Consider the following 26,475-nt stretch of genomic DNA (forward strand, 5'->3'; position numbering starts at 1 on the left):
GGTCTTTAAAGATTATTTGTTTGCGTTGGCTTCAATGTTTTGCCATTTAATCTGGCCTTTCAGCGCGCTTAATTCCTCGTGGCCTTTGATTTTAACGGGTACAGACCATTCACCGATCTGGTTAATCTTACCGGGCTTGTTGTCCAGTCTGGGATCTGAATAAGTGACTGTACTTGTTTCCGACACTTTTACCCATGGCGAGTCTTCCTTAAAGTCTCCAAAAAACAAACCGGTGTCCTGCGCCCATTTGTGATTGCCCAGTAGCCACACCCCGTCTTTTCGCAGTTCCATGAAGGGTTGGTTTTCATCATCAAGTATTTCGAATTCATGCTGAGCTGTGCCCATTCGGCTAAGCAAAAGTGCATTTCCGCTGAGGCCGGGAACCAAGACGTTCAACCCCGAGAATTCAGGTTCACTGATCAAAGTGGGGCGCCAATAACCTGTCATTGGCTCGGCTTCCACGCGTTCTACGCGGACACTGATCGGCTTCCCACTACTAATCAGTTGCAAATTGAAGTGAGCAACTTCTTCGTTGATCAATCGGGGGTCGTACCAGCCGTAACCAGGTTGCTTGTCCAACAGAATCCAGTTGGGTTTTTCGTTGGGGTTTTCTTTCAGACGATCGGGTACTGGGCCGCCGCCGGGCTGCCTTGATCGATGCCAACCAACAGCATTCAAATCGGCATAAAGTTTGTCACCTTCGAAACGCAGGAAGGGGCGCTTGTCTTCACCCAACACTTCCAGTGTTTGCTGGCCGTCGGTGGCCAAGGCAAACTGATAGGCATTGGATTTCACAACTTGCAGGGAAATGCCCTTGGGCAATTTTGCCTTTGAGCTTACCGTGGGTATTCCGCCTTCGGAGCCATGTTCGGCATGTGCATGCGCTGCGCTTGGCAGAACGATGTGACCAATTGTGAGGGTGGAAAAAGAAAACGCCAGGCAGGCGCCCAGCGTTTTCTTCACCCAGTTCGTTTTAACGACGGGCATTGGCGGTCATGACTCCTTGTGAATTGCCATGCGTTAACATGAAGCTGACTGACTTGGAGGGTAGCAGTGAACCATCGGCTGCCTTCGTGCGCGCAAATACCATGTAGGCGCCTTGTGGAACCACCGCGGCCTGGTCTGGAATTTTGAAAGTCACGTTGTTGCCATTGATGGTCAACTTGTCTTTCGGGATCACGACCGTACGCTGGTCAGCATCAACCAAGTGAGTGGTCACTGTGTGACGGGTCAAGGTAACTGAGTCCAGTTTGCCCATGTCAGTGCCGCCTGCCATTTGGATAGTGACGTTCTGGCCCTTCGTGAACTGTTTCAGCATTGTTTTGCCGTCGCCAGCAGGTACATTGTTGCCGCCCTGGAATCCCACCAATACTGGGCGATTTGGATTGGTCACATAGGGTGGAGAGTAGATCTCGAATGAGGGATCACGACCATCGTTCGGTGACAGGCCAAATGCAGCCAGGTTAATGTTTTTCAGGTACAAAGTGGAAATTGGCGCGTGCCCACCAACCAGCACACGTCCGTCTGGCATCAGAATGGCCGTGTTGTGATAAGTGCGTGGGTTGTTGGCCACAGCCATTTGTGTCCACTTCTTTGTCACAGGATTGAAACGCTCGGCAGTTTTGCGCGGAAACTCAACTCCTGGTGCTACTACACCGTCACGGTCACCACCGCTGAACACCATCACGGAATCATCGGGCATCAACACACTGGAACCATACCAACGGGTTTCATTCAATGAACCGGTCACTTCACTTTGATAATCAACAATCTGGTCACCGTTGGTTTTCACTGTGTCAATTCGTGACGCGGCCACTGCCACATAACCACCCGGTGATGTCAGGCCGACCAAGGGAAGTACACCGCCCGCGGTCAGAAAGCTGGCTTGTGTGTATTTGCCGTCTGCATCGGGGCGCAGTGGCAGCATGGTTGATGACGTGGATCCACGCATACCAGCACCCACGATTTTTTGTAACATCTGCTCAGGATTGCCGGTAGTAATGGTGCTCAACACTTTTTGAAGGGCTTGCGGGCTCTTCATGGGTGCACTCATGAGCGTTTTTGTTAATGCACTCACAGCGGCGTTGGGCGCGGTTAACGGGTTCAGGATTTGAGTCAATGACTCAAGACCCGCGTCACTGAACTTCAAGGGGAAACCAGCATAGGCCAGATCAGACCATGTTTGATTGGCTGGGTTGTAAGTGGCTGAAATATTCCACAAAGGCTGGTCGTAGGCTTGACCGAACGGGTTGAATGCCTGCCCGCCTGCGTTGTAATACACATGGCCGTTGGGCAGTAAGTGCAGGCGTGGGTACAGTGGCAAAGAACGCTGCGCAGTTTGTGCATTCACTGTCCATTTGCCGGTCGCCGGATCAAAGGTTTCTGTTTGAGGCACATTGCGGCCGCTCTGTTCGGGTGCCTGTGGGTAAACGGGCTTGAGCAGTTTGGTTACGCCACTGGCCACAAACATTTTGCTGTCGGGCAAAGTGAGCAGGGTGGGGTACCAACGACCGAAGTTCATGTCGTTGCCTTGCATCCAGCGATTCGTATTGGGGTTGTATACGCGGCTGGTTTTCAAGCCTTCAAGCTCGGTCAAGCCGTACCCAATCAGGTTGCTGCCAGGTTCGCTGTAATAAGCGGTTCCGCCGACAGCCATGATAGAGCCATCGGCCAGCATGGCCACATCCGCACAGAAGAGTGCACCATCCGCGCTATTGGTTTCCTTGTTCGTTAGCCCTAGTCCTGGCAGCAACTCGGTGATGGCGTAGCCGTCGGGGTTTGCACCAGAATCCACTTCCAGAGGTCGTACCCAGTTGGTGGCTGCATTTGCATCTTTGGGGATGATCATTCGACGCGTTTGATCGTTAATGGCTTTTTGCCCGAAATCCACCAAAATGCTGAATTCGAAATCTTCCGTACCTTCAAGCGCGTTGAAATACAAAAAGTCGCCGTTGGGCAACAAGGAAATAGTGCCGGCGGCAGGTTTGCAGCGCAGCTTGCCATTTTCCCCAATTCCCATGCACTTCTCAGGCGCTGGAATGGGTGTTGCATCGGCATTGTTGTCATTGTCGCCTGAACGTTCGTAAACGAAGGGCTCCTCAAACGGTGCGCTGAAAGTACCTTTCTGGCCTTCCGGTGCAACACCTTTGCTGGTGCTAATGGGGTTGAATTTGGCACCGATCAGGTCATCCAACAGACCGGCTTGTACAGGCAGTGCAGATCCCAATCCGATGGCGATTACTGCAGATAGTTTATTCAGCTTGAACACGTGTCATCTCCTCCAGGCAAGCTTTTCTAATTGAAGAAGAGCGCTCACGGAGTCATGGTGTACTGCGTGTCCCTCTTCTTGTTTTGTTAACAGTTGTTACTGTTGAAGTGCATTTTTAGATGCATCTTTCCAAAAAGAATAACCGTGATTATGGTTTTGAACAAGCGTATGTATATTCGATTTAATGAATAAATTACGTACGGGTGGAAGTTATTTGTGTAGAAGAGAAAATGAGGGGCTATAAAGCAAAAAGCCCATGCTTTTGCATGGGCTTTTTGGGTATTTGGTGGCGAATCAGGGATTCGAACCCCGGACCTGCGGATTATGATTCCGTCGCTCTAACCGGCTGAGCTAATTCGCCAAAGACCGAGATTATAACTGAGCTTTCTAAAAAAAAGAAGGACTGTCTTCACAGTTAGTCATCAAATTTAAATCATCCGTTCAACACGCCACATCTGGTACTTGAGCGCAACCATTGCGCCCAGCACAATGCTGAACAATGCAACCCAGGATGCAAGTGAAAGTGTGCTGACACCGCTTAAGCCTTGCCCGACTGTGCACCCCAAAGCCAATACACCACCTACACCCATAAGTACCGCGCCCACAGTGTGGTTGGCTGTGTCCTCTACGCCTTGAAATGTTTCCCAGCGGAAAGATTTTTCGGTCAATGCACTGGCTGCGGCTCCCAGTATCACTCCGAAACAGGCCACCACGCCCACCGTAAGCACGCGTGACTGATCGGAAAAGAACATCAACCATTCCAGGGTGAACGCATAAGGTGCCACAAAACTGAATCCTTCAGCCCGGTTTGCATAGGAGCCCAGGTAAGCAGCTTCAAGTGTATCGGGGTGTTCGGGAATGTAGGCCATTTGGAAAATAACCCACCATGCAGCCAATACAGTCAAGCCAACACCCACACCGCCAAGAATTACCTCTTTGTTCCAGGCCGATTTGTTGGCCAGCGCAAAAATCAACAGCAGCAGTGGCAAAGCAATTGCCAGAACTTGGCTGATCGTGGAGGGTTCAGTGGATATGAGGTTGGAGAGCAGGTCGGGAAGGTAGGCGCTGGATTCAAATTCAAACCGAACTGGGTCCAGGTAATTCGCGCGCAATACACCGAACACGCCCCGCAAGGTCATGTATGCGGAAATGCCCATGATCACAAACACCATCAACGCTTTCAGGTTTCCAGCACCCAGGCGAATCAATGTTTTACTGCCGCACCCTGAAGCCAGCACCATGCCCGCACCAAACATGACACCACCCAAAATACCGGACAACCATGACCATTGATTGTTCAAATAAATTGTGTCATTCAGGTTGGCAAGTCCCGCGAGTGACATGCCCTGTAATCCAAGGGTGGCAACAGAAATTGCAACGATCCACATGCGCATGCGATTCCAGTCGCCAAAGTTGAAAACGTCTGCCACTGCACCCATGGTGCAAAAGTGAGTTCGATGGGAGATGGCGCCGAACGCCAAGCCAACAGCGAATGTGGCCCAGAGCACAGTGCTTTGAATACTTCCGACGTTGATTTCTTCCATGACCGGGCACCTTTGTGTTGAAGTGCCGGTATTTTACCCGCCCATGCGCTATTGCGCTGGGACTGGCGTGTGGGTGTTCGGTTTATTTCAATGCTGCGAGACGGGTTTTTGCGCTGGCCGCGGCGGGGCTGTCGGGGTATCTGGCAATCAATTCGCCCAGGGTTTTCTTGGCACCAGGAATGCTCTTCAACTCAAGCTGGGAGCTCGCCATGCTCAGCAGCGCATCAGGTGCGCGTGGGCTTTCGGGAAAGTCTTTGGCCAAATCGCGCTGAGTAACCAGCGCGGTTTTGTATTCGCCTTGGGCAAACTGCGTGCTGCCAAGGAAGTAACGCACTTGCGGCTCAAGCTTGCTTTGCGGGTATTTGCCAAGGAATTGTTGAAACTGGGCTGCAGCGTCTTTGTAGTTGCCCGCCTTGAAATGATCAAGACCAGCCTGGTATTGCGTAAATTGTTCGGGTGGAACCGAGAGCTCTTCACCATCGAGTTGAACCGCTTTGGGCTCAAACTTTTTGATGCGCTCGTCAAGATTCGTGTACAGGAGTTTGTTGTCTTCTTGAAGTTTTCGAATGTTGTTGTTGGCAACCTCAAGATCGCCGCGCAAGCGGGCGATCTCTTGGTCTTTTTCACTCAGGGACTGAACCAGGGACAGTTGCCCCTGAGCCGCAGATTCCATTCGAGCGACGCGGTCTTCAAGCGTTTTCACCTGTTGGCGCAGATCCACGATCGCCTTGCGTGCTTCGGTGTCATCAAACAGCGCAAAAGCGGAATTTGAGACGAAGACGCAGAGCAGGGCTGCAGTCCAGGCGGTTTGCTTGAAGTTCAAAGTCATTTCGAATGGGTTCCTTGATTACTGGTAAACGATGTCTGAACGACGGTTTTCAGCGTACGCTGCCTCATTGCTGCCAATTGCTTTTGGCTTTTCTTTGCCCAAGCTCACTGTTTCGATTTGAGCTTCTTTAACGCCCAAAGCCAGCATCACGGTTTTCACTGCATCAGCGCGGCGCTGACCCAATGCCAAGTTATATTCCGCGCCACCACGTTCATCGGTGTTGCCTTGAATAACTACTTTGCGGTTGGGGTTGGCAACCAGGTAGCGCGCATGATTTTGAACTAGGCTGTTGTATTCGGCTTTAACGGTGAAGCTGTCATAGTCGAAATACACGCTGCGCTTGGCCAGAACGCCTTGTGGGTCGTTCAATGGATCAGCGTCACCAGGGGTTACGGTTGGAACTGCACGGCCATCACCAGATCCGGGTGCAGTGCCAGTTTTTGATTCTACTGCGGGCTTGTCGTTCAAAGGAACAGCAGAGCTACACGCGGCCAATACAGCCACCATTGCTGAAATCGCCAAGTACTTGACCATCGAGTGTTTCATTATCTAATCTCCAAAAACCTAAAAAGTGTGAGTGTAAAACCAATTAAAACAAATTCAAAATCAATCGTTTAAGAACGGACCCCATGTGGGTTCCGAAATGTCGGCGCCGGAGCTGCTCAAGCTGTACTTGATCCTTCCGTCTTTCGACACCACTGCAAGTGTTCCTTTTCCACCTGACTTGGTCGCGTACAAAATATAGCGGCCATTGGGTGAGAAACTTGGACTTTCATCACGCCCAGTACTGGTTAGAAGCATGTCAGTGCCACTCGCCAGGTCTAGGGCTGCAATTTTGAACTGCCCGTCTCGACGCGTCACATACGTCAATGTTTTGTCATCGGGACTGATTCGAGGCGAGATATTGTAGCTACCTTCGAAGGTGACTCGTGTGGCACCGCCGCCATTTACAGCCATTCTATAAACTTGCGGGCCACCCCCACGGTCAGATGTAAAGAAAATACTTCGACCATCGTGGCTAAAAGCTGGTTCCGTATTGATTCCACCGGTGCTTGTAATTCGGGTCAAGCCGCCGCCGTCTGCACCCATCGTGAATATTTGTGAGCCACCGTCTTTGGTCAGCACAACCGCAAGCTGTTGACCATTGGCAGACCAAGCGGGCGCGCTGTTGCTGCCTTTGAAGTTGGCCAGCGCTTTGCGGCGACCCGTAGCGAGGGTATGCACAAAGACCACAGGTTTGCGGGTTTCGAAAGATACGTAAGCAAGTTGGGCGCCATCAGGTGACCAAGATGGAGAAATAATGGGTTCTTTGGAAGCCAGCGCGACTTGCGGGTTCTCACCGTCCGAATCAGCGATAATGAGGCGATAGCGGCCGGGAGATTTTTCTACATAGGCGATACGGGTTGCAAAGACCCCTTTTTCACCCAGCATTTTTTCGTACACAAAATCTGCGATTTTGTGGGCATGCAGGCGTAAGGCTGATGGTGCTATTACGTAACTGAACTTGCCCAGCGATTTTTGTTGCGCGGTGTCATGCAAATTAAAACGCAAATCGAGACGACCATCGGGCAGCTTTTTGACCGAGCCCACGATTAGGGCGTCTACGCCAATCGATTTCCAGGCGGTGGGATCAATTAACGTTGCTTCGTTTAAGTCGACATTACTGCTGGTGTTGATGGAACGGAAGAAACCGCTTCGCACCAAGTCGGCTTCGATGATCTTTTTGATATCCTCGGGCAGGCCTTGATTGCCCTGAAATGGTGCCGCTGAAAAGGCAATTTGATTGGCACCCACCCCCGTGATGTCAATTTTTAATTGAGCCTGGACTGGTGTGACAAAAATCGCTAGGGCAAAAGTTGCAAGTGCAGCCTTTGCTGCTCGGCGCAGGCGGCCCCAAAATACGGGGGAAGTTTGTAATTGCATGGCTGTGTTGGCGTTCATTGTTTCACTGTAAATTAAACGTCCTTTGGACGAAACGAGAGTACAAGGACTGGTTCAACTGAACCATCTTCAGCCCTGGGTAGTGGACTTGAGCGCTGTAAGGCACGCTCTACCGCGCTGTCCCACGCGGCCAAGCCACTGCTTTTTTTCTGTGTGATTGAGACAATCTCTCCGGTCGGAAGTTGCCTGACTTCGAAAACTGCTTCAGGGTTTCCATCGACAGCGTCGGCGCCCGGAAACACAAGTTTACTGCGCACATATTGTCGTATGCGATCACTGTACATGGCTTTGTTCCTGCTGGTGCCCGCCGAAGTGCTGCCTGTGTTGGGTGCGCCTCCCATAATTCGGGCCATTTCTTCCTGCCGGAGTTTTTTCGCCAGCTCAGGGTCAATTTTCGGTTGCGGCTTGGGTTCCGGTTTCTTCGGCTCAGGTTTTGGCTCTGGCTTTTTTGGCTCGGGCTTGGGCTCGGGTTTCTTGGGTTCCGGTTTTTTGGGCTCGGGCTTGGGCAGTTCTATATCAGCCTTGGGAGGCTCTACTGGCTTGGGGGGTGGGGGTGTTTCGACCACAGGCTTTGGTGGCTCCGGAACAGGCTCGGGTTTTGGTTCGGGCTTTTGGACGACAATGGGTTCATTGGCCGGCAGTTCCGACCACAGCACGGCCTCAAAGGCGGCAGGTTCCTCAGTATTCCAGCTCAAACCCACCACAAAAAAAGCCGCGAGTGCCAAGTGGGCGAACAATGAAACAGTCAAGCCGGCTTTTTCTCCGGTGTGATCTTCGGGCGGTTCCACGCGCGACTCCAAGCCGCTTTCCTTGCTCATCTTGGAAAGCAGTGCTTGGTGGGCGGGGGTAAATTCCCAGCCGTTGCGTGGGCGGGCTATGTCTGCACTCATTTGCTTTTTGGCTTCACCAACAGGCCGACTTTCTGGATTTGTGCGCTTTGCAGCGCGTCCATGGCTTCAACCACGGCCTGGTATTGAATCGCTTTCTCAGCAGATATAACTACGGGCCGTTCGGGCTCGTCGCCCTGGAGTTTTTTTACTTCCGCAGCCAATCCCTCAAGTGGTACCTCAGTGCTTTGGTTGGTTTTCATGTCTTTCACCACCAAGTCACCCACCTGACGCACTGTCACTTCAATGGGGCGCATGGGCTTGGGCGGGTTGGTGTTGGCCATGGACGGCAGGTCGATCACCGACGGGGTGATCATGGGCGCCGTAACCATAAAAATAATCAGCAGTACCAACATCACATCGATGTAGGGCACCACATTGATTTCGTTCATGGCGCGTCTGGATTTTCGTCCAAGTTCGGCTTTCATTGATTAAATTTCCTGTTGCTCATTGCTGGCCTCGATGCTGTCATCAATGCTGACGTTGCAGGATGTTCAAAAACTCTTCAACGAAAGATTCAAACTGGGTCGACAAGCGGTCTATGTCGTTGGCATAGCGGTTGTACGCAACCACAGCTGGAATAGCAGCAAACAGACCAATCGCGGTTGCAATCAGCGCTTCCGCAATGCCCGGTGCAACCGATGCCAAGGTGGCTTGTTGTACATTGGCCAGGCCCACAAAGGCGTGCATGATGCCCCACACTGTTCCAAACAGGCCAATGTAAGGACTTACGGAACCTGCTGATGCCAGAAAGGGCAGGTTGCGTTCAAGAATTTCGTTTTCGCGCTGGAAAGCAGCTTTCATCGCGCGGCGCGCGCCGTCAATGATCAGGGAATTGTCAGTCAACCCTTTTTTGTCGCGGGCGCGAAGGAATTCGCTCATGCCTGCCTCGAATATTCGTTCCAACGGGCCTGCTTCATTGCGGCGCATGCCGGCGCGCTGAAACAGGGTATTCAAGTCGCCACCTGACCAAAATTCTTCTTCGAACTTGTCTGCTTGCTGTTTGGTGCGCTTTAGCACAGCCCATTTCTTGAAAATAGTGGCCCAAGACAACAGGGAAATCATGACCAAAATCAACATAACCAGCTGAACAACCAGGCTGGCCTGAGCGACCAAGGACATGAATGACATGTCAGTAGAAATATCCATTAACAATCCGCGGTAAGAAAAATGATTTGTATCGTGTAACGCACTAGGCCAGCAATTGGTTGAGTTGTTGATACACAACCGGTGGCATGGCACTGGGTTTCATGGTTTGCGTATTCACACAAGCCACCTTGGTTTTGCCCTCGCAAAGTACCTCGCCATTGCACGTTACGACTTGCTTGAAGACCGCAGAAACTCGCTTAAGTTCAGCAAGTTCCACCGATATTTCAAGTACATCCTCAAGTTTAGCAGAGCGCAGGTAGTTCAATTCTGTCCGGCTGACAACGAACACCAATTCATGGTCGTTCATCAGTGATTTCATGCCGATACTTTTTTGCAGGAAGTATTCGCTGCGCGCGCGCTCCATAAACTTGAGGTAGTTGCCGTAGTACACGATGCCGCCGGCGTCGGTGTCTTCGAAATACACGCGCACTGAAAACTTGAATGTCATGAAATGGCCTGTGTCGAGTATGCTAACGATATTGTATGCAGGAGAGGGGCCGCCCCGGTGGCCGGGAGAGCGCTGCGACATTAAATTAATGCGTAACTAAATAAACCAACAACAACGAGAAGTGGAGACCGCTGACATGGCACGAAATATTCCCCTGCTGGATGCATCCTGGCTTTATGTTGAATCAAAAGAAGCGCCCATGCATGTGGGCAGCATGGCGATTTTTGCAGTACCCGAGGGTGAAACTTCTCAGCAGGCCATTTCCCGAATTGTTCAAATGCTGCGTAATTCACTAGAATTTGCGCCGCCTTTCAATTACAGATTGTCCAGCCCCCGCTTATTGACGCTGATGCCAAAGTGGATTGAGGCCGACAAAATTGATTTGGACTACCATTTCCGCCACAGTGCCTTGCCCGCACCAGGCGGTGAACGGGAATTGGGCACCTTGATTTCCCGCTTGCATTCCCACCCACTGGATTTTCGAAAACCGCTGTGGGAAATGCACTTGATTGAAGGCTTGTACGGCAACCGTTTTGCCCTGTACACAAAAATGCATCATTCATTGATGGATGGTGTGGGTGGGATGCGGCTGATGGAAAGAATTTTTGGTAAAACCGCCAAGGAAAGCCTGGGCTTACCTGCGCCTTGGTCGGTGGGCACCATCAGCAAAAAGAAAAAGAGCAGCGAACCACAACATTTTGCAGACCAGGCCCGCGAGGCCTGGGAGGCCGCGAAGCTGAGTGGACAATCTCTTCCTGCTGCGGGTCGCGCCTTGATGGATTTGATGCGCGAGGCTGTAAAACCCACAGATTCTGCCTTGGCCACGCCATTCTCGGGCCCAAAGTCGATTGTGAACAAGCGCGTTGGCGGCGCCCGTCGTTTGGCAACACAAACCTACCCGCTGGAGAGGGTTCGCGCGGTGGCAGAGGCTGCCAAGGTGAGTGTGAATGATATTTTTCTGGCGATTTGCTCCAGTTCAATTCGCCGCTACCTGCTGGAACGCGATGCATTGCCTTCGGAATCGCTCACCGCTGGTTTGCCAGTGTCGGTTCGCCCAGCCGACGATCTGGACGGTGGCAATGCAATTAGTTTTATTATCGCCAACCTGTACACCACGGAAAGTGATCCCTTGGTGCGCTTGAACGAAATTCACCGTTCCACGCAGATGGCCAAAGCCAATTTACAGGCCATGCCCAAAGAGGCCATTAACAACTACACCATTATGTTGATGGCACCGATGATGTTGCAGCTGGTGTCGGGCTTGGGTGGGTTGACCCGGCCAATTTTCAATACTGTGATTTCCAATGTGCCTGGCCCGTCTCGCGATTTGTATTTCTCGGGTTGCAGGCTAGAGCAGTTTTATCCCATCTCCCTTATTCCGCACGGTCAGGCCTTAAATATTACTGTGGTCAGTTACTCCGGCCAATTCAATGTGGCGTTTACTGGTGATCACGACGCATTGCCTTCCATGCAGCGTTTGTCGGTTTACACCGGTGAGGCTCTGGAAGAGCTTGAAGCGATGCTGGGTGTGAAGTGGGAAAGCAAGCGTGCCGAACCTGTTGCGAAAACCAAGCCGATTGTGCAAAGGCCTGCTGCTCAAAAGATGGCCAATGAAAAGCGTCCCGCTGCTGCGAGGAAGCCTGTTGTTCGTAAACCGGCTACGGCCAAGGTTGGGGCAGGCAAGCCGGTGAAAACGCCGGAAGACTGATTGTGCGGGTTTGTCGCGCAATCAGCGCAAGTGTCCCGTCCATGGCCTCGTTCATTGCACAATCAGCGCGAGTCCCAATCATTCGCCAGAAAACCTGTAGTTCCCTTTTTATTGAATTCACCATCCTAAGCGCACCCGCTAACAAAGCGGGCGGGCTGCGCTTTCGGCTTTGCCGAGCGGATGGGAAATTCAACAAACGGGCAGGTCTTCTTGAAGGCGAAGCGACTAGGACATCGCTGCTGATTGCGTGTGTACCGGCCAGTGAACCACGCCGGGTTGGAATACCACCCTAACCGGGTTGGCGATCAAACCACGCCAAGTTGGCGACAACATCGGCTAGAGCAAATCACCTTGCTGAACATTCGCCGCATGTGTGCCCGCCAAACTCGCCGGTGCAGTCAGCCCAAAATGCGCGTAGGTATTCAGTGTGGCAATGCGCCCCCTTGGAGTGCGTTGAATGTAGCCTTGCTGAATCAAATAGGGCTCAAGCACATCTTCAATCGTGTCTTTCTCTTCACCAATAGCAGCCGCCACGCTTTCAAGCCCCACTGGTCCACCACCAAACTTGTGAATGATGGTTTCAAGCAAACGGCGATCCATGGGGTCCAGGCCCACTTTGTCAACATCCAGCATGGTGAGTGCTGCGTCTGCCACTGCGGCGGTAATCACACCATCGGCTTTCACTTGTGCGTAATCGCGCACGCGGCGCAGCAAGCGGTTGGCAATGCGGGGAGTGCCGCGTGAGCGGCGTGCTATTTCAAGGCAACCGGAGGCCTCTGCAGGTGTATCCAGCAAATTCGCGGAACGGGCCACAATGCGCGACAGTTCTTCCGGTGTGTAAAACTCCAGCCGCGACACAATGCCGAAACGATCCCGCAGCGGGTTGGTCAACATGCCTGCGCGGGTGGTAGCACCCACCAAGGTGAAGGGTTGCAAGTCGAGTTTTACACTGCGGGCTGCTGGGCCTTCGCCAATCATGATGTCGATTTGATAGTCTTCAAGCGCCGGATACAGAATTTCTTCGACCACAGGCGAAAGGCGGTGAATTTCATCGATGAACAACACATCGTTGGCTTCAAGGTTGGTCAACAATGCAGCCAGATCACCGGGCCGTTCCAGTACGGGGCCGGAAGTTTGACGCAGGTTCACACCCATTTCGCGGGCCAGAATATGGGCCAGCGTGGTTTTGCCCAGGCCGGGTGGGCCAAATAACAGAACGTGGTCAAGCGCCTCTTTTCGGGCGCGCGCCGCTGCGATGAATATATCGAGTTGATCGCGTATTTTTTGTTGCCCCACATACTCGTCCAGATGCTTGGGACGCAGGGCGCGCTCGAAGGCTTCTTCGGCTGGCGTGGTTTTGACAGGGCTGATCAGGCGATCGGGTTCAATCATTGTGAGTGTTCTCTATTAGCCTTTTGACAAATTGCGCAAGGCCAGCTTCAGGCCATCGGTCACACTGCTGCCTTCAGGCAGGCCTTTGCAGGCCAATGCAGCTTCTTTGTCAGAATAACCCAGTGCGCACAGTGCTTGAACAATTTCGCTTTGATTGCCCACCGGCAGTGGCATGCCCTCTGCGATATTGGCGGTGCCGCCAAGCGCCACGATTTGACCTTTCAGTTCCAGCAGCAAGCGCTCGGCAGTTTTTTTGCCGATGCCCGGAATTTTCACCAAGCGCGCTGTTTCTTGGCTTTGTACAGCCAACAGAAAGTCGTTGGTGGAAATGGAAGACAAAATGGCCAGCGCGGTGCGTGGCCCGATGCCCGACACTTTAATCAGGGTTTTGAACAGGTTTTTTTCAGCAATGTTTTGAAAGCCGTACAGCGTGTGCGCGTCTTCGCGTACCACAAGGTGGGTCAGCAAGGTGCAGATGCCATTGATTTCCGGCAGGTTGAACAGGGTGCTCATGGGTACTTGAAGTTCATAGCCCACACCCTGAACATCGACCAGGATCCACGGTGCATTTTTTTCCAGCAAGGTGCCTTTCAAGCGACCAATCATTGCAGTTTCTCCACACTGTTCATAATCACAGTAAACTGAATTCGATTATACGCCAAGCGAATTCATTTCCAGCTGGTGCGGCCCTTTCGGGTGCGGGTTTTGAAAATACTGGTGGGCAGGTCTTTGGCAGCCAGTGCACCCAGCAGTTTGCTGCTTTGCGCATGGGTTAAGGCGGCGGCCAGGGCATCTGCTGCATCGGCAGAAGGGTGGGCGGGCAGTTTCAGCAAACGCTTTACCATTTCCTGCACCTGTTCTTTGTTGGCTTTGCCGTGCCCCACGATTGCCTGCTTAATTTGCAACGCAGTGTATTCGGTCACCGCAATGCCGCTGTGGGTCAGCGCCGTAAGCACTGCGCCCCGCGCTTGCCCCAGCAGCAGGGTTGATTGCGGGTTCACGTTAACGAATACCTTTTCAACCACGGCCACTTGGGGTTTGTACAATTCAGCCAATTCGCACAGCCCGGTAAACAAGGTGTGCAAGCGGTCGGGCAGGGAAGCATCGGAATTCGAACGAATTACACCACTGGCCACATAGATTTGCTGGCTTTCAACAATGTCGACAACGCCATAACCGGTGATGCGCAAGCCCGGGTCTATGCCAAGTATGCGCATCACAAGCGGTGCGAATTAGTGGCGGAAATGGCGCACACCGGTTAGCACCATCACAATATCTCGTTCATCTGCTGCGGAAATTACTTCCTCATCGCGCATGGAACCGCCGGGCTGAATGACGCAGCTTGCTCCAGCATCCACCACCACATCCAACCCATCGCGGAATGGGAAGAATGCGTCAGACGCCACTGCGCTATCCGCCAAAGTAAGGCCAGCATTTTGTGCCTTGATGGATGCAATGCGTGCGGAATCCACACGGCTCATTTGCCCTGCGCCCACGCCCATGGTCATACCGTCCTTGCAGAACACGATTGCGTTGCTTTTCACAAACTTGGCGCAGCGCCAGGCAAACATCAAATCATTCCACTGTTGTTCGGTGGGCTGGCGTTTGCTGACCACCTTGATTTCGCTTTGCTGCACATTGCGTTCGTCCGGGCTTTGCACCAGCAAGCCACCACCCACGCGTTTGTAGTCAAACTTGTGCATGCCGGTTTCCACTGGAATTTCAAGCAGGCGAACGTTTTGCTTGGCCGCAAAAACTGCACGGGCTGATTCATCAAAGGCAGGCGCAATCACCACTTCAACAAACTGTTTGGCCACGGCTTGCGCGGTGGATTCATCCACGGAACGGTTGAATGCAATAATGCCGCCGAATGCTGAAGTAGGGTCTGTTTTAAATGCCTTGTGGTAGGCGTTCAGGGGGCCTTCGGCCACAGCCACGCCGCAGGGGTTGGCGTGTTTGATGATCACACAGGCAGCCGCTTCAAATGTTTTTACACATTCCCAAGCGGCGTCGGAATCGGCAATGTTGTTAAAGCTCAATTCTTTGCCCTGCAACTGGCGGTAGTTGGCCAGCAAGCCCACAGGTGCTTTGGCTTCGCGGTAGAAGGCGGCACTTTGATGCGGATTCTCGCCGTAGCGCATGTCTTGCACTTTGTGAAACTGCATGCTGAGTACTTCAGGGTATTCTGCGCGTGTGGGGGTGTCTTCCAGTACGCCTTCAGTGCCTTGAAGGCTGGTCAGGAATGCAGCAATTGCGCCATCGTAGCGGGCGGTGTGTGCATAGGCTTTGGCTGCCAGGCCGCTGCGTGTTTTTAATGTGGTTGCACCACTGTTGGCCTTGATTTCATCGATTACTTTGCCGTAATCGGAAGGGTCAACAATGATGGTCACGCCGGTGTAGTTTTTTGCTGAAGCACGCACCATGGCTGGGCCGCCAATGTCGATGTTTTCGATTGCATCTTCCAGCTTTACCTTGTCGCCGGCGGTGGCTTTGTCAAAGGGGTACAAGTTCACTGCCACCAAATCGATTGCGCCAATGCCGTGTTCTTTCATCGCATCCAAGTGGCTTTGCAAATCGCGACGCGCCAGAATGCCACCATGAATTTTCGGGTGCAGTGTTTTTACACGGCCATCCATAATTTCAGGAAAGCCGGTGTGGCTGCTGACTTCTTTGACCACGAGGCCTTTTTCGCTCAACAGTTTTGCGGTGCCGCCGGTGGACAGAATTTCCACACCTTGTTCAGCCAATGCTTTGGCCAGTTCAAGAATGCCGGTTTTGTCGGACACGCTGAGCAGCGCGCGTTTGATGGTTGGATTTGATGTCATGGCAATTTGGCCGGGCTAAGCCGACTGAAGAAAGAAAATTAAATGAGGCCGTGCTGCTGCAATTTTTTGCGCAAGGTGTTGCGGTTAATGCCCAGCATTTGGCTTGCGATGGTTTGATTCGAGTTGGCTTTTTCCATGACCACTTCCAGCATGGGGCGTTCCACGGCAGACAGCACCATGTCGTACACCGACTTGGCACATTCGCCTTCCAGGTCGTCAAAAAACTTGTCCAGGTTGCTGCGAATGCATTCGGAAATTGTAATAGGGCTTAGGTCGCTGTCATTGGGTTTCATGCTGCCAATCTTCTTTTTGGTGTTGGTTGGAGTGAATCGTTTGCAGCGGTGAAATACACTTGACCGCTTTGTTTCCATGCCAGAAAAAATTCATCAACAATGCGCAATTGTTCGCCTGTGGATTGCGCCAGCATAAGCTGGTCGACCACGCTGTTGTTTTTTCCGGCTGGGCCGCAAAGATACCATTGCAAATGCTTTCGGGCGGTGAGCAGGCCCGTTTTTTCTCCATAAAATTCATGGTGATCACGCAAGTGGTCCATCATGATTTCATGGGCTTCTTCAAGTGTCGGTGCGTTAAGATACGAACCAGTTTTCAGGTAATGCAGTACTTCTCTAAAAATCCAGGGGTTGCCCTGTGCAGCCCGGCCTATCATCAGACCATCAGCCCCGGTGTAATCCAGAACAAACTTTGCTTTCTCTGGGCTGGTGATGTCGCCATTGGCGATTACCGGAATATTCACTGATTGCTTCACGGCTTTGATTGTGTCGTATTCCGCATGGCCGGTGTACCCGCAGGCGCGTGTGCGGCCATGCAAGGTCAACAGCGAAACGCCGATGGATTCCGCCATTTGTGCAATGTGAATCGCGTTCTTGTGTTCAGGCGACCAGCCGGTGCGGTACTTCAAGGTAAGCGGTACGCCGCGTTGGGCGCATTCGGCGTGCACTGCTCTCAAAATGCGTTCAACCAAAGCTTCGTTCTGAAGCAGTGCAGACCCTGCAGCGACGGCACACACTTTTTTGGCAGGACAGCCCATGTTGATGTCGATAATTTGCGCGCCACGCTCAATGTTGTAAGCGGCTGCGTGCGCCATCATGTCAGGGTCAGCCCCGGCAATTTGTACAGCGATGGGTTTGGTTTCGCCGTAATGGTTCAGGCGGCGTGTGCTTTTGTCTGTTTTCCACAGGGCAGGGTTGCTCGCAGCCATTTCAGACACAGCATGCCCCGCGCCCAGTGTTTTACACAACTGGCGAAAGGGGCGATCTGTTACACCGGCCATTGGGGCCAAGAACAGATTATTTGGAAGTGTTAAATGAGCGATGCGCACGTTGCACAAAATTTAAGCAAATTTCGAGCAGCCCATTGTAACGGGCACTGCGATTTTATTCGACCCTAAATCCGGAAAAAAATGGAAATTTTTTACTTGACTTCTGTTTGTCAAAGTGGGCCGCAAGGCCTTGCCTGCATTGCTGGCAGACTAGGCACAGTGCATGGAAAAGTAATTCGAATCGTGCTAACGACTTGTCTGGATTAGCTCGATTTTGTAACCATCCGGGTCTTCGACAAATGCAATGACTGTGCTGCCTCCTTTCACGGGGCCTGCTGCACGCGATACCTTTCCACCTGCTTGTGCAATTCGTTCACACTGGGCATAGGCGTCTTCAACTGCAATTGCAATGTGACCATACGCTGTGCCCAATTCGTAGTGTTCAACCCCGTGGTTGTAGGTCAGTTCAAGCACTGCGCCATCCTGTTCTGTGCCGTAGCCCACGAAGGCCAGTGAATAACCTTGGTCTGCACGTTCGGTGGTGCGTATGACTTTCATGCCCATGACATGCGTATAAAAGTGAATGGAACGTTGCAGGTCGCCGACGCGAAGCATGGTGTGAAGAATTCTCATGAACAGTTAGCCCCCAATAGTATTCAACAAGTCAATTATTGTACGGGCGATCAAGTCAGGGTTCCATCGACAGACTGTGTTGAGTTGCTACATCGTATTAATACAATTTCTCGTCCAGGTTCTGCGGGGGCACGGTGAATCAGTTTTTCCAGCTCAGGCGTCTTCATTCCCATGCCCAGAAAAATAAGAAATTCACCGTCTGGGGCGTATTGAATTTGCTTTGGCGAAAATTTTCCTTCGATAGGTAGGTAGGCGTTTGGATGATACGGCGAGACCTGGAGATTTTTCTTCCCAACGGGCAGAGATACATATTCAGTGCCTGCCCCTTTCAGCGTGTAAAGCACAACAATCGTATGAAGGGCGCTGTCTTTGTGCCATTCAGCCGCGTCTTTGCCGCTAGGTTGGCGAAGCTCAAAGTCTTTTGACTTCAAGTGATAAGGCTTTTTTGTAAGTACACTTAAAAGCCTTTCAAGGTTTTCTGTCATGCCTGACTTAAGCGCAATGTCAGGTATTTTCTTGGACCTCACTCTGGAAGTACCGATTTCCCAGTCTTCACCATTGTTAGAAATTGAGTTTAGAAATTGTTTGCTCACCTCGCTTGCGGCGATGGTGCAAACCCCTTTATTGCGAAGTCGCAATGCCAGCTGATGAAGCTGTTTGTTATTCAACTTGAATTCATCAAATGGCGCGGGGGCTTAAAGTTTGCCAGTTTCACATTCACGGGGAAATAGTGCAGCGGTACTTTTTCCACCACACAATGTGTTTCGAAATAACAAACGAGACAAACTTTGGGTAACACGTCCCAACCCTCTGTGCTCGGTTTCATTCGCAGGTATGGATGGATTGTGGGTGATGGTTTGGGTTGACGAGATGCTGCGCATACTGACCTTTTTGACCGACCATGGTATGTGATCGAAGTGGTGGTCAAAGTTCCGAACCTAGCTAACTACAGCGAATTTATAACAATATTGTCGGTACCTCTGCCGGGTTCATTTTCGACAAGGTTTTGTGAGGTTCCTTGTAGTCAGGCATCAGGCTTTCCACCACAGCCCAGAAGCGCGCGCTGTGGTTCATTTCAACCAGGTGTGCCAATTCATGCGCAATTACATATTCGATCAGCGGCGTCGGATAATGCACCAAACGCCAGTTCAAACGCACTTCACGCTTGCTGTTGCAGCTACCCCAACGTGAGGCGGGGCTGCTCAAATGAATTGAAAAATTGGGCAACAGTTGGGTCAGCGCTTGGCGTTCGACAAGCTTTGCCGCCATGTGGGTAAATACTTCTTTGGCATGCGCTCGGAGTACTTTTTCAATCGCTTTGATGCGTTGTTCGATATTCTCGCAGGCAGGCAAGGCAATGCTCTTGGTCCATGGGTTTAGCAGCGCTTTGCTGCGGGTCGGCAGTGTTTGCAGTTGGTACGCTTCGCCACGTACGGGAATTGGTTTGCCTTCTGCCAGCAAGATTGCAAGCGGCATGGTCTGTTTGCTGCGTGTTTCCCACTGGCTTAGGCGTTGTTGAATCCATCGCGATTTGGTCTGGATGATGTTGTGAAGTTCTGTAACCGACAAGCGAAGGGGGGCTGAAATTTGCAGGCCGTTGTCGCCAATTAGAAAACCGACAGATCTTCGTTTGCTTCTTTTCAAAACATAGCTGCACACCCCCCACGGCAGCTCGATGCTGCGAATCTCATTGGGGGGTTGTGCTGCCGAATTCATCTGGTATTTATTTGTCGTTCTTGCCGACTAAGGGAGTTTCACTACTGGTGTAGCGATGTGGGCTGATCTTGTGCATTTCGTTTTCAATCCAGTCTTCAACCACTTTCATCAGGCTGTCGGCATCGTGGCCTTCCGGGGAAATGGGTGGGCCGAAACGCAATGTGACTGTGCCTGCTTTTTTAAAAAAGCCCTTGCGCTTCCAGTACTCGCCAGCATCGTGCGCCACCGGAACCACGGGGGTGCCTGTGGCAACAGCCAGGCGGGTTCCACCTGTTTTGTAGCGGCGTTTGTAGCCCACCGGTACGCGTGTGCCCTCTGGGAAAAACATCATCCACGCCCCTTCGCGCATGCGTTGACCGGCCATGGTCTTCACTTGCTCAAAAGCTTCGACACCATTCTTGCGATCAATGGGTACCATGCGCAGCACCCACAATGCCCACCCGAAAAAAGGCACGTACTGCAATTCTTTTTTGTACACCAGGCACAGCTGACGTGGCAGCAAATTGGCTGGTATGCCAAAGGTTTCCCAAGCGGATTGATGCTTCGCAAGAATGATGGCACCGGTGTTGGGCAGTTGATCCATGCCCTCGACTTTGTACTGAATGTTGCACAGTAGGCGAAGCATTTTGATGTTCAACGCATTCCACCAGCATGCGAAAACATACCGATTACGAATTGAAATGAAGGGTGAAACAAGCAGCAAGATGGTTGCATGAATGGGTGTGTAAACCACCACATAGATGAAAAACAGGATAGAACCGATGAAGGATCTCACCAAAGGCCTCCGATAGTTTTAATTGTTATCGATTGTTTGCAAAAGGGTCATCGGGCACCAGGTGCTCGGCCACTGCAGCCAGATTGTCGAACACCAAGGTACCTGCTGGCAATTCTTCTTTGTTTTTATCAAAAGTTTTTTTGCCTTTGCCGCTTTTTACCAAGAAAGGCGCACAGCCCATGCTGGCACCGGCTTGCAAGTCGCGCAGGGAATCGCCCACGCAGGGCACGCCGTCGAGGTCAAAACCTGTTCGCGCTTGAATTTCCTGAAAAAGACCGGGTTTGGGTTTGCGGCAACCGCATTTGTCATCGGGGCCGTGGGGGCAGAAAAATATTCCTTCAATGTGTGCACCTGCCACACTGGCCAGCTCATGCATCTTTTTGTGCATTGCTGAAAGTGTTTCAAGGTCGAACATGCCGCGCGATATACCACTTTGGTTGGTGGCCACCACCACCCGGTAGCCGCCCCGGTTCAGCCGGGCAATGGCGTCCATGCTGCCGGCAATCGGCACCCACTCATCGACCGACTTGATGTATTCATCTGAGTCTTCGTTGATGACGCCATCACGGTCCAGCACAATGAGTTTCATGGGTTTTTCCTTGCTCAGTGGTGATGTTTAAGTGGCCAGCTTAGTTGGCCAATTGCGATATGTCGGCCACGCGGTTCATCAAACCATGCATGTGTTTCAACAATGCCAGGCGGTTATTTTTCAAGGCGTCGTTGTTGTCCATCACCATCACATTTTCGAAAAATGCGTCAACGTTGGCTTTCAACGGTGCAAGCACCATAAGCGCCTGTTGGTAGTCGCCTTGTTCGAACGCCCTGGTGGCGTGTGGCCCAACCTCTTTTACTTGCGCTGCCAGTGCTTTTTCAGCGTCCACTTGCAGCAGGTTTGCGTCAACATTTGAAGAAGCGACTTCAGTCTTCTTCAAAATATTGCTGATGCGTTTGTTGGCCGCTGCCAGCGCTTGTGCTTCGGGCAATTGTGAGAAGGCGCGAACTGCTTCAAGGCGTTTTGGCAAGTCTGCGAACTGGCTGGGGCTTTGGCTAAGCACCGATTCAACTTCTGCGGCGGAATAGCCTTGGTCTTTCAAGTAACCGCGCAGGCGGTCTTGAATGAATTTCTCCAAACCATCGAGATCAATTTTGAAATCAGGATAATTTGTGAACAGCAAGCTTGCTGCGGCCAACATCTCTTTCAAATCAAGTGGCAGGTTTTTCTCGATCACCATGCGAATCACGCCCAAGGCGTGACGTCGCAATGCGAACGGATCTTTATCGCCGGTGGGGATTAAGCCAATGCCGTAAATACCCACCATGGTTTCAATTTTGTCTGCCAGTGCGGTGGACACACCCACGGGGTTGCGGGGCAGTTGGTCACCAGCAAATCGAGGGCTGTAGTGGTCGGCAATGGCTTGAGCCACATCAGCATGTTCACCATCGTGGTGGGCATAGTGTTCACCCATATTGCCTTGCAGTTCCGGAAATTCACCCACCATGTCAGTGAGCAGGTCAGCCTTGCATAGCTGGGCGGCGCGCTTGGCTTGTTCCACATCAGCACCGCACACTGGTGCAAGTGCTGCAGCCAGTTCAACCAAGCGACCATTGCGGTCTTTCTGGGTGCCCAGTTTGTTGTGGTACACCACGTTGGCCAAGCCTGGCAGGCGGCTTTCCAGCGTTTTTTTGCGGTCTTGGTCAAAGAAGAATTTCGCGTCGGCCAGGCGTGCGCGCAGAACGCGTTCATTGCCCGTGGTGATCAGTTCCGGCGTGGTCGTCAGCAGATTAGAAACCAGCAAGAAGCGGTTTTTCATCTTGCCGTGTTGGTCGGTAATCGCGAAGTATTTCTGGTTGGCCTGCATGGTCAGAATCAAACATTCTTGTGGCACCTCCAGAAATTCTTTTTCGAAGCTGGCTTCATACACCACTGGCCATTCCACCAGCGCGCACACTTCATCGACCAGTTCTTCAGGCTGAATCACTTTGTCGCCTGCGGCTTGATTGGCCAAGGCTTTCACAATGAAGGCTTTGCGCTTATTAAAGTTGGCAATTACCTTGCCTTCTTTCTCCAGCTGTTCTTCATAAGTGTCGGCGCTCGTAATGTTGATCACACCGCTGCTTAAAAACCGGTGGCCAAGCGTAATGCGGTTGCTTTCCAAACCCAGCAGTTGGGCACGCACCACCTGCTCACCATGCAGGCAACTTAGGCGGTGGGCTGGGCGTACGAAGTGCACAGTACTGCCATCTGGGCGCTGGTAGCTCATTACTTTGGGAATGGGCAGCTTGGTGGTGGCCACTTCAAGCGCTTTGTTCAGTGATTCTTCCAGTGCCTTGCCAGCCTGCGTGCGCGAAATGTGGAGTACATCCTGTTTGCCATCGTTGACGGTTTCAAGTTGATCTACGCCTATTGATCCCAATCCCAGAGACTCGAGTTTTTTCTGCAAGGGCGGGGTGGGCAGGCCATTGGCATCCAGACCAATTTTAACGGGCAGCAAGCGTTCCTGAATTTTCTTCTCGGGACTTAACGCGGCCACATCGCTTATTCGGCAGGCCAGCCTGCGGGGGCTCGCAAAACTTTCCACGACGCTGGAATCAGAAAGATGCCCTTCGTCGCGTAGGGTTTTACTCAAAAGTTCAGAAAAAGCGTCGCCCAGCGATTTTAGGGCTTTGGGGGGCAACTCTTCTGTAAACAGCTCAACCAGTAAAGTAGGATTCATTGTGTTCAGGCAGCTTGTGTGTTGGGGGTGTTGCACATGGGGAAACCCAGCTTTTCGCGGGAATCAAAGTAAGCCTGCGCTACAGCACGAGACAATGCACGAATGCGGCCGATGTAGGCAGCGCGTTCAGTCACAGAAATGGCGCCACGTGCATCCAGCAGGTTGAATGTGTGTGCAGCTTTCAAAATCATTTCATAGGCGGGCAGGGCCAAGCCCACTTCAATCAGGTTCTTTGCTTCAGCTTCGTATTCGCCAAAGTGGCGGAACAACATGTCGGCATTGCTGTGTTCAAAGTTATACGTGGATTGTTCCACCTCGTTTTGATGAAACACATCACCATAAGTCAGCACTTTCTTAACGCCTTTTTCTTCACGTTCGGTCCACACCAGGTCGTAGACATTTTCTTTGCCTTGCAAATACATGGTGAGGCGTTCAATGCCGTATGTGATTTCGCCAAGAATGGGCGAGCAGTCCAAGCCACCCACTTGCTGAAAGTAGGTGAATTGGGTCACTTCCATGCCGTTCAACCACACTTCCCAACCCAGTCCCCACGCACCCAAGGTTGGGTTTTCCCAGTTGTCTTCTACAAAGCGAATGTCATTTTGCTGTGTGTCGATGCCCAGGGCTTCAAGGCTGCCCAAGTACAAATCAATGATGTTCTCAGGCGATGGCTTTAGCACCACTTGAAACTGGTAGTAATGCTGCAAGCGGTTGGGGTTTTCGCCATAGCGGCCATCTTTGGGGCGGCGAGAAGGTTGCACATATGCTGCGTTCCAGGGCTCGGGGCCTAGGGCGCGCAAGAAGGTGGCAGTGTGGCTTGTTCCCGCGCCCACTTCCATGTCAAAGGGTTGCAACAGGGCGCAACCTTGTTGGTCCCAGTAATTTTGCAGGGTCAAAATGGCCTGTTGAAAGGTCAACGGTTTCTTTTGCATGTGCGCCAATGTCCTTCGTGAATCAGTGTTTGTACTTCAGTTACGCCGTATTGTAATGGTTGGGCAGGGTTTTCGAACTTAAAGCGTGCCAATGCACAGGTACTTCATTTCTAGAAACTCCTCAATGCCCCACACCGAACCTTCCCGCCCCAGGCCCGACTGCTTCACGCCGCCAAACGGCCCAACCTCATTGGAAAACACGCCCACATTGATGCCGACCATGCCATATTCCAGCGCACGACCCACACGGAAAGTGCGGGCCGAATTTTCGGTGTAAAAGTAAGCGGCCAAGCCAAAGGGGGTGTTGTTGGCGTGGTTGATTGCTTGTTCCTCTGTGTCGAAAGGAAAGATGGCGGCAAGTGGCCCAAACGTTTCCTCCTGCGCCACCAGCATGCGGTGGTCTGCATTGTCGATCAAGGTGGGCTGGAAAAAGCGACCGCCCAATTCATGAGGCTTGCCGCCATGCAGCAATTTGGCACCTTTTTCCAGCGCGTCATCCACGTGCTTTTGAACTTTGGCAATTGCGTGTTCATCAATCATGGGGCCAATGCTTGCCTTGGTTTTCAGGCCATCGCCGACTTCCAGTGCGGCCACTTTGGCCAGTAATTTTTCAGCAAACGCTGTTTGCACACTGCGGTGCACGTAAATACGGTTGGTGCACACGCAGGTTTGGCCAGCGTTGCGGAATTTCGAAGCCACAAGGCCTTCGACAGCTTTGTCCAAATCAGCGTCCTCGAAGACGATGAATGGCGCGTGACCACCCAGTTCAAGGCTCAGTTTCTTAATCGTTGGGGCGCATTGCTGCATCAAGATTCGACCCACTTCGGTGCTGCCGGTGAAGGTAAGTTTGCGCACAATGTCGCTTTCACACAGTACTTTGCCAATTTCGATGGATTGATCGGCATCGCCTGTAATTACATTTAGCACGCCTGCAGGAAAACCGGCTTGGCGGGACAATTCAGCCAAAGCCAAGGCGCTAAGTGGGGTTTGCTCCGCAGGCTTGATGACCACGGTGCAGCCTGCGGCCAAGGCAGGCGCCACCTTGCGGGTAATCATGGCAATTGGGAAGTTCCATGGCGTAATGGCAGCGCAAACCCCAATGCCCTGTTTCAGTACCAGCAGTTCACGGCCCAGTTGGGGCGATTCAAGCACGCTGCCTTCAATTCGCTTGGCCTGCTCGGCAAACCATTCTACAAAACTGGCGCCGTAAATTACTTCGCCTTTGGCCTCGGCCAGGGGTTTGCCTTGTTCCAGGGTCATCAAAAACGCAAGATCATCGGCATTCTCAATGATCAAATCGAACCACTTTCGCATTATTTGTGCACGGCTTTTGGCGGTGGTATTGCGCCAGTTCACCAGGGCTTTTTCAGCACACAAAATAGCGTCGTGTGTTAACGCAATGGACGCGTTACCCACCTGTGCAATGGTTTCACCGGTAGAGGGATTGTCAACGGGGAAGTGGCTTTCGCATTCATGAAAGCTGCCATACACAAAAGGGTTGGTTTGCAACAGGCTTGGGTTCTTAAATTCGATGGTACTGCTCATTTCTGTCTCTCTGATTGGTTTGCTTCTAGGTTTAGCAGGGCGGTAAGTTGCGCTACACAGGCCACTGCAAATGTTTCAGTTCGTAATATGCGTTGCGAAAAGTTCAGCGGCAATGCACCCATTTCAGAGGCCAGGGCTGTTTCTTCAGGCGACCAGCCACCTTCCGGGCCCACACAGATGAACAAGGGCGCATTAGTAACATTCGGCACAATTTCGGCGGCCCACTGCCTAAGGGGATTGGTTGCCTGTGGCGTAAACCAAAGCACTTGGGCGTTGGGCCAGGTTTCAACAATTGTTTCGAAAGCGGTTTTCAGTGATTTTACCGATTCCACCTTGGGCAACTGTACCCTCTCGCTTTGCAGGCTGGCGGCCAGTACCACGCGTTCCCAATGGCTTTGCCGTTTGCTGGCCCGCTCGCCTTCCAGTTTAACCACGCTGCGCTGGGCCTGCACGGGGTGAAAGCCTGCAACGCCCAATTCCGTGCATTTTTCAAGCACCCAGTCCATTTTGTCGCTTTCCGGCAGGGCTTGAAGCACATGCACAGACCTGTTCAATTCTGTATCAGTCGTGATTAGTTGCTCGCCAATGTGTACCTGGGCCAGCTTTTTCGAAAGGTAATGCACGCTGGCTTTGAATTCAGCCCCATGGCCATTCCACACCCGAAGTACTTCGCCGTCGCGTAAACGCAGAACCCGCGAGGCGTAATGCATCAAGTCATCAGGCAGATCAAGCACTTGGCCCACGCTGTTGCAGTGTTCTAGCAGGAAGCGGGGCAGCCGCTTGCCATTGTCTTGTTTCATGTTTACCAGTCTTTATTCAGTGGTTTGTCCGCGAGGGGGCGCTTTACACGGATAGCTTTGATAAAATTCATTTTTTTCCAACTTTGCCAC

Annotated in this window: 26 protein-coding genes and 1 tRNA gene; 1 reads left to right on the plus strand and 26 read right to left on the minus strand. The window is 52.0% G+C overall.

Annotated features, from left to right (window positions below):
* Positions 1-12 precede the first annotated feature (12 nt).
* From NSP04_RS06610 to ybgC, 11 genes are all read right to left on the minus strand, one after another.
* Positions 13-987, minus strand: a complete 975-nt coding sequence (locus NSP04_RS06610) for a hypothetical protein (protein WP_257511553.1) — start codon at positions 985-987, stop codon at positions 13-15.
* The gene (locus NSP04_RS06615) at positions 974-3,268 is read right to left on the minus strand and encodes a galactose oxidase-like domain-containing protein (RefSeq protein ID WP_257511554.1); all 2,295 of its coding nucleotides are present in this window, start codon (positions 3,266-3,268) and stop codon (positions 974-976) included. The genes NSP04_RS06610 and NSP04_RS06615 overlap by 14 nt, the downstream gene beginning before the upstream one ends.
* A gap of 284 nt (positions 3,269-3,552) precedes the next feature.
* Positions 3,553-3,629: transfer RNA gene (locus tag NSP04_RS06620), tRNA-Met, on the minus strand.
* Between the two features lie 67 nt (positions 3,630-3,696).
* Positions 3,697-4,812 carry a YeeE/YedE family protein gene (locus NSP04_RS06625; protein ID WP_257511555.1) on the minus strand — a complete coding sequence of 372 codons (1,116 nt, stop codon included), beginning with the start codon at positions 4,810-4,812 and terminating at the stop codon, positions 3,697-3,699.
* 82 nt (positions 4,813-4,894) lie between these two features.
* Positions 4,895-5,641: a tol-pal system protein YbgF gene (gene ybgF / locus NSP04_RS06630; protein ID WP_257511556.1), complete on the minus strand. Its 747-nt coding sequence runs from the start codon at positions 5,639-5,641 to the stop codon at positions 4,895-4,897.
* Positions 5,642-5,659: 18 nt separating this feature from the next.
* Positions 5,660-6,187 (minus strand): peptidoglycan-associated lipoprotein Pal, encoded by a 528-nt coding sequence (gene pal / locus NSP04_RS06635; protein ID WP_257511557.1) that lies wholly within the window; start codon positions 6,185-6,187, stop codon positions 5,660-5,662.
* A 60-nt stretch (positions 6,188-6,247) separates the two neighbouring features.
* Entirely contained in the window at positions 6,248-7,582 is a 1,335-nt protein-coding gene (gene tolB / locus NSP04_RS06640) for a Tol-Pal system beta propeller repeat protein TolB (RefSeq protein WP_257511558.1), read from the minus strand.
* Positions 7,583-7,596: 14 nt separating this feature from the next.
* Positions 7,597-8,472 (minus strand): energy transducer TonB, encoded by an 876-nt coding sequence (locus tag NSP04_RS06645; RefSeq protein ID WP_257511559.1) that lies wholly within the window; start codon positions 8,470-8,472, stop codon positions 7,597-7,599.
* Entirely contained in the window at positions 8,469-8,897 is a 429-nt protein-coding gene (gene tolR, locus NSP04_RS06650) for a protein TolR (protein WP_257511560.1), read from the minus strand. Before tolR ends, NSP04_RS06645 begins: the two co-directional genes overlap by 4 nt.
* Positions 8,898-8,940: 43 nt before the next feature.
* Positions 8,941-9,618: a protein TolQ gene (tolQ, locus tag NSP04_RS06655; protein ID WP_257511561.1), complete on the minus strand. Its 678-nt coding sequence runs from the start codon at positions 9,616-9,618 to the stop codon at positions 8,941-8,943.
* A 43-nt stretch (positions 9,619-9,661) separates the two neighbouring features.
* Complete coding sequence (ybgC, locus tag NSP04_RS06660; RefSeq protein WP_257511562.1) at positions 9,662-10,066, minus strand: tol-pal system-associated acyl-CoA thioesterase; 405 nt, start codon at positions 10,064-10,066, stop codon at positions 9,662-9,664.
* Between the two features lie 136 nt (positions 10,067-10,202).
* On the opposite strand from ybgC, the gene NSP04_RS06665 reads away from it, so the two are divergent.
* The gene (locus NSP04_RS06665) at positions 10,203-11,774 is read left to right on the plus strand and encodes a wax ester/triacylglycerol synthase family O-acyltransferase (RefSeq protein WP_257511563.1); all 1,572 of its coding nucleotides are present in this window, start codon (positions 10,203-10,205) and stop codon (positions 11,772-11,774) included.
* A 336-nt stretch (positions 11,775-12,110) separates the two neighbouring features.
* Here the strand turns inward: NSP04_RS06665 and ruvB are convergent, their stop codons facing one another.
* From ruvB to NSP04_RS06740, 15 genes are all read right to left on the minus strand, one after another.
* On the minus strand, positions 12,111-13,166 hold the full coding sequence (ruvB, locus tag NSP04_RS06670; RefSeq protein WP_257511564.1) for a Holliday junction branch migration DNA helicase RuvB: 1,056 nt from the start codon (positions 13,164-13,166) through the stop codon (positions 12,111-12,113).
* A 15-nt stretch (positions 13,167-13,181) separates the two neighbouring features.
* Positions 13,182-13,772, minus strand: coding sequence for a Holliday junction branch migration protein RuvA (gene ruvA / locus NSP04_RS06675; protein ID WP_257511565.1), 591 nt, complete (start codon positions 13,770-13,772; stop codon positions 13,182-13,184).
* A 62-nt stretch (positions 13,773-13,834) separates the two neighbouring features.
* Positions 13,835-14,383 (minus strand): crossover junction endodeoxyribonuclease RuvC, encoded by a 549-nt coding sequence (gene ruvC, locus NSP04_RS06680; RefSeq protein WP_257511566.1) that lies wholly within the window; start codon positions 14,381-14,383, stop codon positions 13,835-13,837.
* Between the two features lie 15 nt (positions 14,384-14,398).
* Positions 14,399-15,991 (minus strand): bifunctional phosphoribosylaminoimidazolecarboxamide formyltransferase/IMP cyclohydrolase, encoded by a 1,593-nt coding sequence (gene purH / locus NSP04_RS06685; protein WP_257511567.1) that lies wholly within the window; start codon positions 15,989-15,991, stop codon positions 14,399-14,401.
* Between the two features lie 38 nt (positions 15,992-16,029).
* A complete protein-coding gene (locus tag NSP04_RS06690) occupies positions 16,030-16,284 on the minus strand; it encodes a Fis family transcriptional regulator (RefSeq protein ID WP_257511568.1) in 255 nt (84 codons plus the stop codon).
* Positions 16,281-17,330, minus strand: coding sequence for a tRNA dihydrouridine synthase DusB (gene dusB, locus NSP04_RS06695; RefSeq protein ID WP_257511569.1), 1,050 nt, complete (start codon positions 17,328-17,330; stop codon positions 16,281-16,283). The genes NSP04_RS06690 and dusB overlap by 4 nt, the downstream gene beginning before the upstream one ends.
* A 186-nt stretch (positions 17,331-17,516) precedes the next feature.
* Complete coding sequence (gloA, locus tag NSP04_RS06700) at positions 17,517-17,903, minus strand: lactoylglutathione lyase (protein WP_257511570.1); 387 nt, start codon at positions 17,901-17,903, stop codon at positions 17,517-17,519.
* Positions 17,904-17,953: 50 nt separating this feature from the next.
* Complete coding sequence (locus NSP04_RS06705) at positions 17,954-18,571, minus strand: hypothetical protein (RefSeq protein ID WP_257511571.1); 618 nt, start codon at positions 18,569-18,571, stop codon at positions 17,954-17,956.
* A 289-nt stretch (positions 18,572-18,860) separates the two neighbouring features.
* The gene (locus NSP04_RS06710; RefSeq protein ID WP_257511572.1) at positions 18,861-19,619 is read right to left on the minus strand and encodes a M48 family metallopeptidase; all 759 of its coding nucleotides are present in this window, start codon (positions 19,617-19,619) and stop codon (positions 18,861-18,863) included.
* Between the two features lie 7 nt (positions 19,620-19,626).
* Entirely contained in the window at positions 19,627-20,394 is a 768-nt protein-coding gene (locus NSP04_RS06715; protein ID WP_257511573.1) for a lysophospholipid acyltransferase family protein, read from the minus strand.
* A 25-nt stretch (positions 20,395-20,419) separates the two neighbouring features.
* The gene (gene gmhB, locus NSP04_RS06720; protein WP_257511574.1) at positions 20,420-20,983 is read right to left on the minus strand and encodes a D-glycero-beta-D-manno-heptose 1,7-bisphosphate 7-phosphatase; all 564 of its coding nucleotides are present in this window, start codon (positions 20,981-20,983) and stop codon (positions 20,420-20,422) included.
* A gap of 40 nt (positions 20,984-21,023) precedes the next feature.
* On the minus strand, positions 21,024-23,108 hold the full coding sequence (gene glyS, locus NSP04_RS06725; RefSeq protein WP_257511575.1) for a glycine--tRNA ligase subunit beta: 2,085 nt from the start codon (positions 23,106-23,108) through the stop codon (positions 21,024-21,026).
* A 5-nt stretch (positions 23,109-23,113) separates the two neighbouring features.
* On the minus strand, positions 23,114-24,040 hold the full coding sequence (glyQ, locus tag NSP04_RS06730) for a glycine--tRNA ligase subunit alpha (protein WP_257511576.1): 927 nt from the start codon (positions 24,038-24,040) through the stop codon (positions 23,114-23,116).
* Positions 24,041-24,118: 78 nt separating this feature from the next.
* Positions 24,119-25,585, minus strand: coding sequence for an NAD-dependent succinate-semialdehyde dehydrogenase (locus tag NSP04_RS06735; RefSeq protein ID WP_257511577.1), 1,467 nt, complete (start codon positions 25,583-25,585; stop codon positions 24,119-24,121).
* Entirely contained in the window at positions 25,582-26,385 is an 804-nt protein-coding gene (locus NSP04_RS06740) for a 16S rRNA (uracil(1498)-N(3))-methyltransferase (RefSeq protein ID WP_257511578.1), read from the minus strand. The genes NSP04_RS06735 and NSP04_RS06740 overlap by 4 nt, the downstream gene beginning before the upstream one ends.
* Positions 26,386-26,475 lie beyond the last annotated feature (90 nt).

Origin of the sequence: Limnobacter parvus (assembly GCF_024623725.1) — a bacterium.
GTDB classification, from domain to species: domain Bacteria; phylum Pseudomonadota; class Gammaproteobacteria; order Burkholderiales; family Burkholderiaceae_B; genus Limnobacter; species Limnobacter parvus.